This is a genomic window from Streptomyces sp. NPDC046900, assembly GCF_040644975.1.
Lineage (GTDB): Bacteria > Actinomycetota > Actinomycetes > Streptomycetales > Streptomycetaceae > Streptomyces.
This window is the reverse complement of the sequence record NZ_JBEYXD010000016.1, coordinates 1-15,366: the sequence shown is the minus strand read 5'-3', so window position 1 is coordinate 15,366 and position 15,366 is coordinate 1. Positions and strand designations below refer to the sequence as shown.

General features: G+C 71.7%; 13 protein-coding genes. All 13 read left to right on the top strand.

Annotated elements, in window-relative coordinates:
• The first annotated feature begins 259 nt into the window (after nt 1–259).
• The 13 genes from ABZ904_RS18255 (at nt 260) to ABZ904_RS18195 (ending at nt 15,256) form a co-directional block, all read left to right on the top strand.
• On the top strand, nt 260–1,282 hold the full coding sequence (locus ABZ904_RS18255; protein WP_361824294.1) for a sugar ABC transporter substrate-binding protein: 1,023 nt from the start codon (nt 260–262) through the stop codon (nt 1,280–1,282).
• Nucleotides 1,282–2,358, top strand: a complete 1,077-nt coding sequence (locus ABZ904_RS18250) for an ABC transporter permease (RefSeq protein WP_359398239.1) — start codon at nt 1,282–1,284, stop codon at nt 2,356–2,358. The genes ABZ904_RS18255 and ABZ904_RS18250 overlap by 1 nt, the downstream gene beginning before the upstream one ends.
• A gap of 7 nt (nt 2,359–2,365) precedes the next feature.
• On the top strand, nt 2,366–3,268 hold the full coding sequence (locus ABZ904_RS18245) for an ATP-binding cassette domain-containing protein (RefSeq protein ID WP_359398127.1): 903 nt from the start codon (nt 2,366–2,368) through the stop codon (nt 3,266–3,268).
• A gap of 1 nt (nt 3,269) precedes the next feature.
• Nucleotides 3,270–4,172, top strand: a complete 903-nt coding sequence (locus ABZ904_RS18240) for a sugar phosphate isomerase/epimerase (protein WP_359398125.1) — start codon at nt 3,270–3,272, stop codon at nt 4,170–4,172.
• A 25-nt stretch (nt 4,173–4,197) separates the two neighbouring features.
• The gene (locus ABZ904_RS18235; RefSeq protein ID WP_359398123.1) at nt 4,198–5,217 is read left to right on the top strand and encodes a Gfo/Idh/MocA family oxidoreductase; all 1,020 of its coding nucleotides are present in this window, start codon (nt 4,198–4,200) and stop codon (nt 5,215–5,217) included.
• Between the two features lie 263 nt (nt 5,218–5,480).
• A complete protein-coding gene (locus tag ABZ904_RS18230) occupies nt 5,481–6,314 on the top strand; it encodes a M55 family metallopeptidase (RefSeq protein ID WP_360994433.1) in 834 nt (277 codons plus the stop codon).
• Entirely contained in the window at nt 6,307–7,611 is a 1,305-nt protein-coding gene (locus tag ABZ904_RS18225) for a M20/M25/M40 family metallo-hydrolase (protein ID WP_360994430.1), read from the top strand. The genes ABZ904_RS18230 and ABZ904_RS18225 overlap by 8 nt, the downstream gene beginning before the upstream one ends.
• 15 nt (nt 7,612–7,626) lie before the next feature.
• Nucleotides 7,627–9,591 (top strand): prolyl oligopeptidase family serine peptidase, encoded by a 1,965-nt coding sequence (locus tag ABZ904_RS18220; RefSeq protein ID WP_360994427.1) that lies wholly within the window; start codon nt 7,627–7,629, stop codon nt 9,589–9,591.
• Nucleotides 9,588–10,511 (top strand): LD-carboxypeptidase, encoded by a 924-nt coding sequence (locus ABZ904_RS18215; protein ID WP_361824288.1) that lies wholly within the window; start codon nt 9,588–9,590, stop codon nt 10,509–10,511. The genes ABZ904_RS18220 and ABZ904_RS18215 overlap by 4 nt, the downstream gene beginning before the upstream one ends.
• 274 nt (nt 10,512–10,785) lie before the next feature.
• Nucleotides 10,786–11,331, top strand: a complete 546-nt coding sequence (locus ABZ904_RS18210; RefSeq protein ID WP_361824285.1) for a GNAT family protein — start codon at nt 10,786–10,788, stop codon at nt 11,329–11,331.
• Nucleotides 11,332–11,562: 231 nt separating this feature from the next.
• Nucleotides 11,563–13,536, top strand: coding sequence for a DUF5107 domain-containing protein (locus ABZ904_RS18205; RefSeq protein WP_361824282.1), 1,974 nt, complete (start codon nt 11,563–11,565; stop codon nt 13,534–13,536).
• A gap of 208 nt (nt 13,537–13,744) precedes the next feature.
• Complete coding sequence (locus tag ABZ904_RS18200) at nt 13,745–14,218, top strand: phage holin family protein (protein ID WP_360994415.1); 474 nt, start codon at nt 13,745–13,747, stop codon at nt 14,216–14,218.
• A gap of 3 nt (nt 14,219–14,221) precedes the next feature.
• The gene (locus ABZ904_RS18195; protein WP_360994412.1) at nt 14,222–15,256 is read left to right on the top strand and encodes an SDR family oxidoreductase; all 1,035 of its coding nucleotides are present in this window, start codon (nt 14,222–14,224) and stop codon (nt 15,254–15,256) included.
• Nucleotides 15,257–15,366: the final 110 nt, after the last annotated feature.

The window sequence follows — 15,366 nt, the reverse complement described above, 5'->3', positions numbered from 1 at the left end:
GCCCGGATGCCTCACAGGTGTAGGCTGCCCGGCGATCCTCTGTCAAGACTTTGTTCTTACATTCGGACCTGCTTCTGAAATGATGTCTTAACAAAGTATTGACAGGCGGGTGTTGCAGGGGTTTGTATCCCGTCCCAACGAAACCGCCGCTTCACCGGCACATCGACCCGGGCACCCGCCCGGGCCGCACGGGCATCCCGCCCGGCGCCGTCCCTCCTCGTTCCCTTTCCCCCCGGTCGCACAGTGAGGTGCAGGAAAGATGGATCGCACGATTCGCTCCCGCCGCTCCCGCAGGGTCGTCCCGCTCGTCGCGCTGGCCGCGGCCTCGGCGCTGCTCGTCGCCGGCTGCTCCAGCAGCTCAGGCGGCAAGAAGGCGGAGGAGAGCAGCTCCGGCGCCGCCGCGGGCAAGGCCACCACTCCCCGAATGACCGTCGCGCTGGTCACCCACCAGGCGCCCGGTGACACCTTCTGGGACATCGTCCGCAAGGGGGCCGAGGCGGCCGCGGCCAAGGACAACATCAAGCTCGTCTACTCCGCCGACCCCAACGCCGGCAACCAGGCGAACCTGGTCCAGAACGCGATCGACCAGAAGGTCGACGGCATAGCGATCACCCTGGCCAAGCCGGACGCCATGAAGGACGTCGTCGGCAAGGCAAAGTCCGCGGGTATCCCGGTGGTGGGCCTCAACTCCGGCGTGAGCGACTGGCAGAAGCTCGGCCTGATGGAGTTCTTCGGGCAGGACGAGGGCGTGGCGGGAGAGGCGCTCGGCAAGCGGCTGAACGAGGAGGGCGCCAAGAACGCCGTCTGCGTGATCCAGGAGCAGGGCAACATCGGGCTCACCCAGCGCTGCGACGGTGTGAAGAAGACGTTCAGCGGCAAGACGCAGGTCCTCTATGTCAACGGCACCGACATGCCGTCGGTGAAGTCGACGATCACCGCCAAGCTCAAGCAGGACAGCTCGATCGACTACGTCGTCACCCTCGGTGCGCCGTTCGCGCTGACGGCGGTGCAGTCGCTGTCCGACGCGGGCAGCAAGGCGAAGGTCGCCACCTTCGACCTCAACAAGGACCTGACCAGCGCCATCAAGAAGGGCGACATCCAGTTCGCCGTCGACCAGCAGCCCTACCTGCAGGGCTACCTCGCGGTCGACTCCCTGTGGCTCTACAAGAACAACGGCAACTACAGCGGCGGCGGTGAGCAGCCGGTGCTGACCGGCCCGGCCTTCGTCGACAAGTCCAACGTCGACACCATCGCCACCTTCGCCGCGATGGGCACGAGGTGATCCCTATGAGCCAGCAGGCTGTGCCGGCGGTGACCTCACCGCCGGCCTCCGGCCCCCGGCAGAGCGACGGGCGGACGGCGCAGCGCTCCTTCGTCCTCCGGCTGCTCGCCCGGCCGGAGGTCGGCGTCTTCCTCGGCGCCGTCGCGGTGTTCGTCTTCTTCTTCGCCGCGGCGCCGACGTTCCGCACGGGCAGCGCGATGGCCACCGTCCTCTACCAGTCGTCCACCATCGGGATCATGGCACTGCCCGTGGCCCTGCTGATGATCGGCGGAGAGTTCGACCTGTCGGCCGGTGTCGCGGTGATCACCTCGGCGCTGACCGCCAGCATGGTCAGTTTCCAACTGACCATGAACGTCTGGGTGGGCGTGATCGTCGCGCTCGTGGTCTCGCTCGCCATCGGGGCGTTCAACGGCTGGATGATGGTCCGCACGGGACTGCCCAGCTTCCTGGTCACCCTCGGCACCTTCCTCGGACTGCAGGGCATCAACCTCGCGGTCACCAAGCTGATCACCGGTAATGTCGCGACCGACGACATCAGCAACATGGACGGTTTCGACCAGGCCAAGGCGGTCTTCTCGTCGTCGTTCTCCGTCGGCGGCGTCCAGCTCAAGATCACCGTGCTGTGGTGGCTGCTCTTCGCGGCCCTGGCGACCTGGGTGCTGCTGCGCACCAAGTACGGCAACTGGATCTTTGCCGTCGGCGGCAACAAGGACAGCGCGCGAGCCGTCGGTGTGCCGGTGAAGTTCACCAAGATCTCGCTGTTCATGCTGGTCGGCTTCGGGGCCTGGTTCGTCGGCATGCACCAGCTGTTCTCCTTCAACACCGTGCAGTCCGGCGAGGGCGTCGGCCAGGAGCTGATCTACATCGCCGCCGCCGTGATCGGCGGCTGTCTGCTGACCGGCGGCTACGGCTCGGCGATCGGCCCGGTCTTCGGTGCCTTCATGTTCGGCATGGTGAGCCAGGGCATCGTCTACGCGGGCTGGAACCCCGACTGGTTCAAGGCATTCCTCGGCGTGATGCTCCTCGGCGCCACCCTCATCAATCTGTGGGTCCAGAAGTCCGCGACCCGGAGGTGACCACCCCATGACGACCGCTGACATCGGCAAGAACACCGCCAAGGCCGCCCCGGACGACCAGGCCCCCGTCGTCGAACTGCGCGGCACAGGCAAGTCGTACGGCAACATCCGCGCCCTGCACGGCGTCGACCTCGCCGTCCACCCCGGCAAGGTCACCTGCGTCCTGGGCGACAACGGCGCCGGCAAGTCCACACTGATCAAAATCATTTCGGGGCTGCACCAGCACACCGAGGGCGAGGTCCTCGTCGACGGCGAGCCCGTGCGCTTCACCACCCCCCGCGAGGCACTCGACCGGGGTATCGCCACCGTCTACCAGGACCTGGCCACCGTGCCGCTCATGCCGGTGTGGCGGAACTTCTTCCTGGGCTCCGAGATGACCAAGGGCCCCTGGCCGTTCCGCCGTCTCGACATCGCCCGGATGAAGCGGACCGCGGACGAAGAACTGCGGAACATGGGCATCGTCCTGGACGACCTCGAGCAGCCCATCGGCACCCTGTCCGGCGGCCAGCGCCAGTGCGTCGCCATCGCCCGCGCCGTCTACTTCGGCGCCCGCGTCCTCATCCTGGACGAGCCCACCGCCGCGCTCGGCGTCAAGCAGTCCGGTGTGGTCCTCAAGTACATCGCCGCCGCCCGCGAGCGCGGCCTCGGCGTCATCTTCATCACCCACAATCCGCACCACGCCTATATGGTCGGCGACCACTTCAGCGTGCTGCGCCTGGGCACCCTCGAGCTCAGCGCGGACCGTTCGCAGGTCAGCCTCGAGGAACTGACCAACCACATGGCCGGCGGCGCCGAACTCGCCGCCCTCAAGCACGAGCTGGCACAGGTCGGCGGCGTGGACGTCGAGGGGCTCCCCGAAGCGGAGGACCTCCAGGCACCTGTGACGGCATCTCCCGAAGGGACCCTGTGACATGACCACTGCCCTGGACCGCATCCGGGTCGGCTCGGCCCCGGACTCCTGGGGCGTCTGGTTCCCGGACGACCCGCGGCAGGTGCCCTGGGAACGGTTCCTGGACGAGGTCAGCGAGGCCGGCTACTCCTGGATCGAGCTCGGCCCCTACGGCTATCTGCCGACCGATCCGGCGCGCCTGACCGACGAGGTGAACAAGCGGGACCTGAAGGTGTCGGCCGGCACGGTCTTCACCTCGCTGCACCGCGGACCGGCCGTGTGGGAGTCCACCTGGGAGCACGTCGGCCAGGTCGCCGCGCTCACCCAGGCGATGGGCGCGAAGCACCTCGTGGTCATCCCGTCCTTCTGGCGGGACGACAAGACGGCCGAGATCATCGAGCCCTCGGAGCTCACCGCCGAGCAGTGGGCGCACCTGACCAAGGGCATGGAGCGGCTCGGCCACGAGGTCAAGGAGACCTACGGCCTCGACATCGTCGTCCACCCGCACGCCGACACGCACATCGACACCGAGGCGCACGTCGAGCGCTTCCTGGACTCGACGGACTCCGACCTCGTCAACCTCTGCCTGGACACCGGGCACTACGCCTACTGCGGCGGCGACAGCGTCAAGCTCATCGAGACCTATGGCGAGCGCATCGGCTATCTGCATCTCAAGCAGGTCGACCCGGAGATCCTCGCCGACGTCGTGGAGAACGGCGTTCCGTTCGGGCCCGCCGTGCAGCGCGGTGTGATGTGCGAACCCCCGGCGGGCGTGCCCGAGCTGGAGCCGGTCCTCGTCGCCGCCCAGAAGCTCGGCGTCGAGCTGTTCGCCATCGTCGAGCAGGACATGTACCCCTGCGAGCCGGACAGGCCGCTGCCCATCGCCGTACGCACCCGCAAGTTCCTCCGCTCCTGCGGCGCCTGACCATCCGAAGGGACGACCGACCACCATGACTCAGCGCGGAACGCTCCGAGTCGCCGTCATCGGGACGGGACGGATGGGCGCCGACCATGTGCGCCGTATCGACGAGGTGATCAGCGGGGCGCGGGTGTCCGCCGTCGTGGACGTCGACGCCGAGCGGGCCAAGAGCGTCGCGGCCGGTGTCGAGGGCTGCACCGCCTACACCGAACCGGCCGCCGCGATGGCCGCCGCGGACGTCGACGCGGTACTGATCGCCTCTCCCGGCCCCGCCCACGAAGCGGCGCTGCTCGCGGCCTTCGAGCGCGACCTGCCGGTGCTGTGCGAGAAGCCCCTCACGCCCGACGCGGCCTCCGCGCTCCGGATCCTGCAGGCCGAGCAGAAACTGGGTCACCGGCGCGTCCAGGTCGGTTTCATGCGGCGCTACGACGCCGAGTACCTCAGGCTCAAGGAGCTGCTGGACGGCGGCCGGCTGGGCCGCCCGCTGATGCTGCACAACCGGCACCGCAACGCGGCCAGCCCGCCCGGCTTCACCGACGCCATGCTCATCAACGACTCGGTCGTGCACGAGATGGACGTGACGCGCTGGCTGCTCGGCCAGGAGATCACGGCGGTGACGGTGCTGCGCCCGGCACCGTCGGGCAACGCCCCGACAGGCCTTTCGGACCCGCAGCTCGTCGTCTTCGAGACCGATGGGGGCGCCCTCGTCGACGTCGAGATCTTCGTCAACTGCGGCTTCGGCTACCAGGTACAGGCCGAGGTGGTGTGCGAACAGGGAAGCGCCAGGATCGGCGACGGGCACGCCATGGTCACCCAGGAGGCGGGCCGCTGGGGCGGCGGCATCGCCCAGGACTTCGTGGAGCGCTTCGCGGAGGCGTACGACCGCGAGGTGCAGGCCTGGGTCGACGCCACTCGGCGCGGTGAGGTCACCGGGCCGAGCGTCTGGGACGGCTATGCCGCGGCAGCGGTCTGCGAGGCGGGCGTGCGCGCCCAGTCGGAGGGCCGCCGCGTCGAGGTCGAGCTGGTCGAGCGGCCTGCGCTGTATCGCTGACGCCGGGTGCCGGGTGCCGGGTGCCGGGTGCCGGGTGCCGGGTGCCGGAGCGTCGGGTGCCGGGGCGTCAGGTCCGGGGCCGATCGGCCCGGCCGGCCCGCGCTCCACGGCCGGCAGGCCGGCCGCTCGCAGGCGCCCTGACCGCGTGACCGCTCCTGACCGGTCACGCGGTCAGGGGGTGTGCCGTCGAAGGCGGCCACCACGGCGGGACACTTTTCCACAGGGCTGGTCACGCAACGTCACGAGCGCGTAGGTTTCCTGCCATGAAGATCCTCATCAGCGCCGACATGGAAGGCGCCACGGGTGTGACCTGGCCGGCCGACGTGCTGCCCGGGACGCCGGAGTGGGAGCGGTGCCGTGGGATGTTCACCTCGGACGTGAACGCCGCGGTGCTCGGTCTCCTCGACGGCGGCGCCGACGAGGTGCTGATCAACGAGGCCCACTGGTCCATGCGGAACCTCCTCCTCGAGCGTCTGGACGAGCGGGCGCAGATGCTCACCGGCCGGCACAAGTCCCTCTCCATGGTCGAAGGCGTGCAGCACGGGGACGTGGACGGCGTCGCGTTCGTGGGCTATCACGCCGGCGCCGGTATGGAGGGCGTCCTCGCGCACACCTACCTCGCCAACTCGATCACCGGAGTGTGGCTGAATGACACGCGCGCCAGTGAGGGCCTGCTGAACGCACACGTGGTCGCGGAGTACGGCGTGCCCGTCATCCTTGTCACCGGGGACGACGTGGCCTGCGAGGACGCGCTCGGGTACGCGCCCGAGGCGCTCAAGGTCGCCGTGAAGGACCACGTCTCCCGGTACGCCGCGGTGTGCCGCACACCCGCCAGGACCGCGGCCGACATCCGCGCGGCGGCCAAGGACGCGGTGTCCCTGGCGGTCCGTCACGAGCCGGTGAGCGGGGGGCCGTTCACGATCGCGTTGGAGTTCGACGCCGAGCACCTGGCGATGTCCGCCACCGTGGTGCCGGGCGTGGACCGCGTCGGGGAGCGGAAGGTGGCGTACACGAGCGAGCGCATGTATGAGGCGATCCGTACCTTCAAGGCGGTCACCACGATCGTCTCGGCCGCGGTGGAGGAGCAGTATGGCTGACCAGCAGGCACTCGACGAGGTGGTCCGGTTCACCTCGGACCTCATCCGCATCGACACGACGAACCGCGGCGGCGGCGACTGCCGGGAGCGGCCCGCCGCCGAGTACGCGGCGGAGCTGCTTTCCGAGGCGGGCCTGGAACCCGCCCTGCTGGAGCGCACCGAGGGCCGGACGAACGTCGTCGCCCGCATAGAGGGCACCGATCCCTCCGCCGGTGCGCTGCTCGTCCACGGCCATCTCGACGTGGTGCCGGCCGAGGCCGCCGACTGGAGCGTGCACCCGTTCTCCGGTGAGGTGCGCGACGGAGTCGTCTGGGGCCGGGGCGCCGTCGACATGAAGAACATGGACGCGATGATCCTCGCGGTGGTGCGGGAGTGGGCACGCTCGGGGGTACGACCGCGACGCGACCTCGTCCTCGCGTTCACCGCCGACGAGGAGGCGACCGCCGAGGACGGCTCCGGCTTCCTCGCCGACCGGCATGCCGGACTCTTCGAGGGGTGCACAGAGGGCATCAGCGAGTCCGGGGCGTTCACGTTCCACGACGGCGACGGCCGGCAGCTCTACCCGATCGCGGCGGGCGAGCGCGGTACCGGCTGGCTCAAGCTCACCGCGCGCGGCCGGGCGGGCCATGGCTCCAAGGTCAACCCCGACAACGCGGTCACCCGGCTCGCCGCCGCCGTCGCCCGTATCGGCGCCCATGAGTGGCCGCTCAGACTGACCCCGACGGTGCGCGCGGCGCTCACCGAACTCGCCGCGGTCTACGGCATCGACGGCGGCCTCGACGATGTGGACGGCCTGCTGGACAAGCTCGGCCCGGCCGCCTCGCTCGTCCGGCCGACCGTGCGCAACAGCGCCAACCCCACGATGCTGAGCGCCGGTTACAAGATCAATGTGATCCCGGGCGAGGCCGTCGCGTACATCGACGGACGCTATCTGCCGGGCGGCGAGGAGGAGTTCCGCACCACCCTGGACGAGCTCACCGGGTCGGACGTGGAGTGGGAGTTCGACCACCACGAGGTCGCTCTCCAGGCGCCGGTGGACTCGCCGACCTACGCCCGGATGCGTGCCGCCGTCGAGGAGTTCGCGCCGGAGGGCCACGTGGTGCCGTACTGCATGTCGGGCGGTACGGACGCCAAGCAGTTCTCCCGGCTCGGCATCACCGGCTACGGCTTCGCGCCCCTGAAGCTCCCGGAGGGCTTCGACTACCAGGCGCTGTTCCACGGTGTCGACGAGCGGGTCCCGGTGGAGGCGCTGCATTTCGGAGTCCGGGTACTCGACCGCTTCCTGCGCGCGGCGTAGGGGAGAGAGGGGGAGATGGTGCAGACACTTCCGTATGGGGAATGGTCCTCGCCCATCGACGCGGCGCTCGCCGCCGCGCACGACGGGCATCCGGAGTCGGTGGACTTCGTCGGCGAGGAGGCGTGGTGGACCGAACCGCGCCCCGCCGAGGGCGGCCGCCGCACGCTCGTGCGCCGCACGACGGACGGCACCGAGGAGTCGGTGCTGCCCCCGCCGTGGAACGTGCGCAGCCGGGTCATGGAGTACGGCGGCCGGCCCTGGACCGGGGTGATGCGCTCCGAAGGGCCCCTGGTGGTGTTCGTGAACTTCGCGGACCAGAGGCTGTACGCGTACGAGCCCGCGGCGCCCGGTGCCGGACCGCGCCCGCTGACCCCGCTGTCCCCGGTGGGCGGCGGACTGCGCTGGGTCGACCCGACAGTGCACGTCGAGCGCGGTGAAGTCTGGTGCGTGCTCGAGGAGTTCACCGGCGACGGAGCCGGGGACGTACGGCGGGTGGCCGCCGCCGTGCCGCTGGACGGTTCGGCGGCACGGGACCGGGACGCCGTGCGCGAACTGACCGACGGGCGCCACCGGTTCGTCACCGGGCCCCGCCTCTCGCCGGACGGGCGGCGCGCCGCCTGGCTCGTCTGGGACCATCCGCGCATGCCCTGGGACGGCACCGAGCTGATCGTCGCGGACGTGACCGAAGACGGCGCGTTCCTGGAGCCGCGCACCCTCGCCGGCGGACCGGACGAGTCCATCGCCCAGGCCGAGTGGGCGTCCGACGGATCCCTGCTCTACGCCAGTGACCGCACCGGCTGGTGGAACCTGTACCGGGACGGTGAGCCGCTGTGTTCCCGCGAGGAGGAGTTCGCGGGGCCGTTGTGGAAGGTCGGGCAGCGCTGGTTCGCGCCCCTGGACGGCGGGCTGATCGCCGTCGTCCACGGCAGAGGCGCCGCAGCGCTCGGCATCCTCGACCCGGACAGTGGAGAGGTGGTCGACGCGGCCGGGCCCTGGACCGAGTTCGCCGCGACGCTCGCCGCGCACGGCAGCCGGGTCGTCGCCGTCGGCGCCAGCCCGCGCAGCGCCGGCGAGGTCGTCGAGCTGGACTCCCGGACCGGGCGCACCCGGGTCATCGGGGCCGCGCACGAGGACCCGGTGGACCCCGCGTACTACCCCGAGCCGCAGATCCGCACCTTCACCGGCCCCGGGGGCCGTGACATCCACGCCCACATCTACCCTCCGCACCACCCCGGCCACATCGCGCCCGCCCATGAGCTGCCGCCGTATGTGGTGTGGGCGCACGGCGGGCCCACCGGCCGCGCCTCACTGGTCCTCGATCTGGAGATCGCCTACTTCACCTCGCGCGGCATCGGAGTCGCCGTGGTGAACTACGGCGGCTCGACCGGCTACGGGCGTGAGTACCGCGACCGGCTGCGCGAGCAGTGGGGTGTCGTCGACGTCGAGGACTGCGCCGGTGTCGCGCTCGCCCTGGCGGAGGAGGGCACGGCCGACCGCGGCCGGCTCGCCGTGCGCGGCGGCAGCGCCGGGGGCTGGACGACGGCCGTGTCCTTGACGACGACCGACGTGTACGCCTGCGGCACGATCCTGTACCCCGTCCTGGACCTGGTGAGCTGGGGCTCCGGGGAGACCCATGACTTCGAGTCGCGGTATCTGGAGTCCCTCGTCGGGTCCTACGCCGAAGTGCCCGGCCGGTACACCGAGCGGTCGCCCGTCGAGCACGCGGACCGCATCACCGTGCCCTTCCTGCTGCTGCAGGGCCTGGACGACGTCATCTGCCCGCCCGCGCAGTGCGAGCGGTTCCTGGCCCGGCTCGAAGGGCGCCGGATACCGCACGCCTACATCGCCTTCGAGGGCGAGGGGCACGGCTTCCGGCGGGCTGAGACGATGGTGCGCGCCCTGGAGGCCGAGCTGTCGCTGTACGCGCAGGTCTTCGGGCTGAACCCGCCCGGCATCCCCACCCTGGAGCTCAGCAAGTGACACCCCTCGTACGACCGCCCCGACTCGTCCGGGGTGCCCGTGTCGCCGTCGTCGCGCCCAGCGGACCCGTGCGGGAGGAGCGGCTCGCCGCCGGGCTCGACATCCTGCGAGCCTGGGACCTCGACCCCGTCGTCGCCCCGCACGTCCTCGACCGGCACCCCGACTTCCCCTACCTCGCGGGCACGGACGCCGACCGGGCCGCCGACTTCCAGGCCGCGTGGTGCGACCCGGAGGTGTCCGCGGTGCTCTGTGCCCGCGGCGGGTACGGGGCACAGCGCATGGTGGACCTCCTGGACTGGGACGCCCTGCGCGCCGCCGGGCCGAAGGTGCTGGCCGGCTACAGCGACATCACGGCGCTGCACGAGGTGTTCGCGGCGCGTCTCGGACTCGTCACGCTGCACGGCCCGATGGTGTCGGCCGTCGACTTCCTGAAGAACACGCGGTCCCAGGAGCATCTGCGCGCGACGCTGTTCGAGCCGGAGTCCGTACGGACCATCGCGTCGTCCGGCACCGCGCTCGTCCCCGGCCGAGCCCGAGGCGTCACCCTGGGTGGCTGTCTGAGCATGCTCGCCTCCGAACTGGGCGCTCCGCGCTCCCGGCCGGGAGCGCGCGGCGGCCTGCTGCTGATCGAGGACGTCGGCGAGGAGGCGTACCGGATCGACCGCATCCTCACCCAGCTGCTGCGTTCCGGATGGCTCGACGGCGTCGCGGGGATCGCGCTCGGGTCCTGGGAGCGATGCGGGCCCTACGAACTGCTACGCACCGTCCTCATGGACCGGCTCGGCGGGCTCGGGGTGCCGATCGTGGAGGAGTTCGGATTCGGCCACGGAGAGTGCGCCCTGACGCTGCCGCTGGGAGTCGGCGCCGAACTGGACGCCGAGGCGGGAACGCTGACGCTGGACGCACCGGCGCTGGCCTAGCCGGTGCGCGGCTGTGCGGCCGGGGGTTCTCCCCGGCCGGCGGCCGGCCCGCGAGACCCGTCACCCGTCCCTCGCAGAGGCGTCGTCCGGCCCTGATCAGGCTGGGGCCGGTCCGCGTGGCCGAAAGCGTTTCGGAGGCACCCGTAAGACCGGGATCACGCCGCAGACCGGGATCATGCCGCTCGTGCCCCTGGTGACCATGCCGCCGGGCACCGGTGTGGTCGGGGCTGCTGACGGGTCGGCACGGGTGACGCCCTGCACGTACTGTGGCGAGGTGCCGAAGACCCGTGGATACCTCGCCGAAGGCCCCCGCGTGGGCATACGCCACTTCACCTACGAGGACGAGGCCGAGTTCACCGCCCGGGCGCGGGAGAGCAAGGATCTGCATCACCCGTGGCTGTACCCGCCGACCAGCGCGGAGGCCTACGTCGGCTACGCCGGACGGCTGATCCAGGACCCCACGCGGGCGGGGTTCCTGGTGTGCGAGAAGGAGAGCGGGGGCATCGCCGGGTTCATCAACATCAACAACATCGTCGAGGGCGGCTTCATGTGCGGTGCCCTCGGCTACGGCGCCTTCGCACATGCCGCCGGGCGCGGGCTGATGGCGGAGGGGCTCGGCCTGGTGGTGCGGTACGCCTTCGGACCCATGAGGCTGCACCGCCTCGAGATCAATGTGCAGCCGGGCAACGCGGCCTCGATCGCCCTCGCCCGGCGCTGCGGCTTCCGCCTCGAGGGCTTCTCCCCGGACATGATCTACGTCGACGGGGCCTGGCGGGACCACGAGCGCTGGGCCATCACCGTCGAGATGGTCGGCAGGTGAGCCGGACGCGTACGCGCGTCGCCCCGGACGTTCCCACCGACCCGGACCTGCGTCCACCGGCCCCCGCACCGCCTGCCTTCCCATGGCGCGCCGGCCTCCAGAACATCGTCCAGGACCCCGATCCGCGCCTGGAGAGCGCGGACGGGACGCTCCTCGTGCAGGGAGCTGTGTCCTCCTTTGCGGAATCCTGACCGGCACGCACCCTGGTCGGCTCGGCGGCGGGCGGGTTCCATGGTGACGGTGACGACCATCCGACGGGACGCAATGACGCTGCCCGCCGCGGCGCTGGGGCCGGACAATCCGCTGCCCCCGCTGCGGCCGCTCGACGAGATGCACCGCATCGAGGACCGCGACAGAGAGGACCTGCCCGGCGACATGGCCCGGCAGATCGGCTACGCGCCGCTGCACAGCCTGCTGCCCGTGCGGGTCAGGGACGGTTACGGCAGAGCGCGGGAGTCCCAGGACCTGGACACCCTCGTGATCGAGAACGACCGGTTGCGCGTCACCGTCCTCCCTGGTCTCGGCGGGCGGATCGCGTCGCTGTTCCACAAGCCGACCGGCCGTGAACTCCTCTACCGCAACCCGGTGTTCCAGCCCGCGTGCTTCGCGCTCAACGGCGCCTGGTTCTCCGGCGGCATCGAGTGGAACATCGGTGCCACGGGGCACACGGCCCTCTCCTGCTCACCCCTGCACGCGGCCCGGGTCACCGCGCCGGACGGCGGCCCCATGCTGCGCCTGTGGGAGTGGGAACGCCTGCGCGACCTGCCCTTCCAGGTCGACCTGTGGCTGCCGGAGGGGTCCGACTTCCTGTACATCGGCGTCCGCATCCGCAATCCGCACGACAAACCCGCGCCCGTGTACTGGTGGTCCAACATCGCGGTCCCGGAGGAGTGCCGGGTCCTGGCCCCGGCGGACGAGGCGTGGCACTTCGGGTACACCCGCCGGCTGAGTCGGGTCCCGATGCCCGTGTACGACGGTGTGGACCGCACCTACCCCACGAACAGCGTCCACCCCGCCGACTACTTCTACGAGGTGCCCGACGGACGGCGCCGCTGGATCGCCGCGCTCGGCGAGGACGGCAGCGGACTGGTGCAGACGTCCACCGACGTGCTGCGCGGGCGGAAGCTGTTCGTGTGGGGCACGGGCACCGGCGGGCGTCGCTGGCAGGAATGGCTCACCGAACCGGGCACCGGCGGTTACTGCGAGATCCAGGCCGGTCTCGCCCGCACCCAACTGGAGCACGTACGGCTCGACGCCGGGAGCGAGGTGTCGTGGCTGGAGGCGTACGGGCCGTTGAGCACGGCGCGGGAGGGGGAGTGGGCCGCCGTTCTGGAGGGGGCCGAGGCCGGGCTCGAGGCCGCGTTGCCGCGTGCCGCGGTCGAGGCGGCGTACGAGCAGTGGCGGCCCTGCGCCGACGCCGAACCCGGCGAGGTGCTCGCGGTCGGGTCCGGCTGGGGCGCGCTGGAAGTGCTGCGCACCGGCGACAAACTGCCGGGCACACCGTTCGATGAGCAGACCCTCGGCGACGCGCAGGCTCCGTGGCGGGAGCTGCTGCGGACGGGTTCCTTCCCCGAGCCGCGACGGGTCGGTCCGCCCGGGGAGACACTGGTGGCGCCGCACTGGCGGGACATGCTGGAGACCGCGCCCGCCCGGCCGCTGACGGAGTACCACCTGGGGGTCGCGCAGTGGCATGCGGGCGATCGGGCGCAGGCCGTGCGCAGTTGGGAGCGCGCGCTCGAACTCGCGCCGTCCCTGTGGCCGTTGCTGCGCTGCCTCGCCGTCGCGGACAAGGAGGCCGACGACCGGCAGCGGGCCGCCGACCGCTGGGCGGAGGCTTTCGACGACCTGTGCCAGGAGCGACGCGACGACGGGGAGAGCTGGACGGCCGCCACGGCGGCGCTCGGCCGCGAGACGATCGAGGCGCTGCTGGCCGTGGGGCGGGTGGCCGACGCGCGCGCCGTGTGGCACCGTCTGCATCCCGCGACGCGCGAGCGCGGCCGCTTCCGGCTGACCGGCGCGGTGCTGCTGCTCGCCGAGGGCGATCCAGAAGGCGCGCGGGCCGTCTTCGACGCCGGGTTCGAGGTGGCGGATCTGCGGGAGGGCGCGGAGACGATCAGCGAGCTGTGGGCCCGGGTCACGGACGACCCGCTGCCGGCACGGTACGACTTCCGGATGCGGCCCGAGGAGGGGGACCGGCCGGTGTGACAGGGCCGGCCGCCAGGTCGCCCGCACGGATACTCCGATCCCGTTCGGACGGGGGCACCCCCGGCGTGGCTCGGGAATCTCCCTGCACACGAGTCTGGTTGGAACGGCCCGGGCAGGAGATCGCCGCGGATGTGTCCCGGGCTGCGAGGGGCGGGGTGAGCCCGCCTCCGAGGCGTTAGGCATGTCCCGGCCCGGGTACCCGGCGGGCATGAACCGCTTGGATCATCTGGAACATCTGGACAAGGACCTGGTCGACGAGCTGGCACAGGTGGCCCGTGAGGCCGTGCGCGACGAGCTGCGCGAGCAGACGCGCAAGCAGCGCCGCACGGCAGCGCTGTACGCCGCCTCCGGTGCCGTCGGCCTGTACGCGGGCGCCGCGGTGGCGCTCGCCGTGGGCCTCGCGCTCTCCCTCGGTCTGCCCGCGTGGGCCGCGGCGCTGATCACGGCGGCGGTGCTGGGCGTGGCGGCATATCTGCTGCGCGGTGCGGCCCGCGCCGGCGGTCACCACCACGGGCCCGCCACGACGGGTGCCGACGGCAGGACCCTCGGCGCCACGGCGCCCGGCGCACCGTCGAGCGGGGCCGGCCTGCCCTACCCGCCGGTTCCGCCCTCCGCACCCGGTGCTCCGGGGACGGCTGGGCCGGGTCCGCAGCCCGAAGCCCCGCACCACCGGGCCCGGTGAGCGATGACCGGGGCGTGGTCGGGAGCCCTGCCGAGGCACCGCAAAACGGTCGTGGTGACCGGGGCCAGCGGAGGCGTGGGCCGGGCCACGGCTCTGGCCTTCGCCGCCCGTGGCGACCGGGTAGCCCTGCTGGCCCGGGGCCGCGAGGGCCTCGCCGCGGCCGCGGACGAGGTGAGGGGCGCCGGCGGTGAGGCGCTCGTCGTCCCCGTCGACGTCGCCGACGCGCGGGCGGTCGAGGACGCGGCGCAGCAGATCGTGGACGCGTTCGGGCGCATCGACGTCTGGGTCAACAACGCCTTCGCCGGTGTCTTCGCACCGTTCACACAGGTAGCGCCGGACGAGTTCCGTCGGGTCACCGAAGTGACGTACCTCGGCTGTGTGTTCGGTACGCGGGCCGCGCTGCGGCACATGCTGCCCGCGGACCACGGCACGATCGTCCAGGTCGGGTCGGCGCTGGCGTACCGGGGGATCCCGCTGCAGTCGGCGTACTGCGGTGCCAAGCACGCGATCCAGGGCTTCAACGAGTCGCTGCGGTGCGAGCTGCTGCACGACGGGTCCCGGGTGCGGACGACGATGGTGCAGCTGCCCGCCCTCAACACCCCGCAGTTCGACTGGGTGCTGAACCGGATGCCCGGCCGGGCGCGACCGGTCGCGCCGGTCTACCAGCCCGAGGTCGCCGCACGCGCGATCGTCCACGCGGCCGGGCACCCGCGGCGCCGGGAGTACTGGGTGGGTGGCTCGACGGCGGCCACACTGATCGCCAACGCCATGGCCCCGGGGCTGCTGGACCGCTATCTCGCCCGCACGGGGTACGACGCGCAGCAGGACAAGGGTGAGCACGAGAGCACGGGAAACCTCTGGTCGCCCGCCGACGGTCCGCACGGCCGGGACTTCGGGGCGCACGGCCGGTTCGACGGCCAGGCCCTGTACGGCAGCCCGGAGGAATGGCTGTCCCGGAACCGGGCCAGGATCGGCGCGGGGCTGCTCGTGGGCGGCCTGGCCACCGTGGTGACCGCTGGTCTCCGCCGCCGTGGCTGACGTATCGGTCCCGGAGGGCTGACCACCGCAGATCGGCCGTCGGGCCGCGGAGGCCGAAAACGGCAGGCGACCGGTGTCAGCCGGGGCCGACGGCGCCGTCGGCCCCGGCT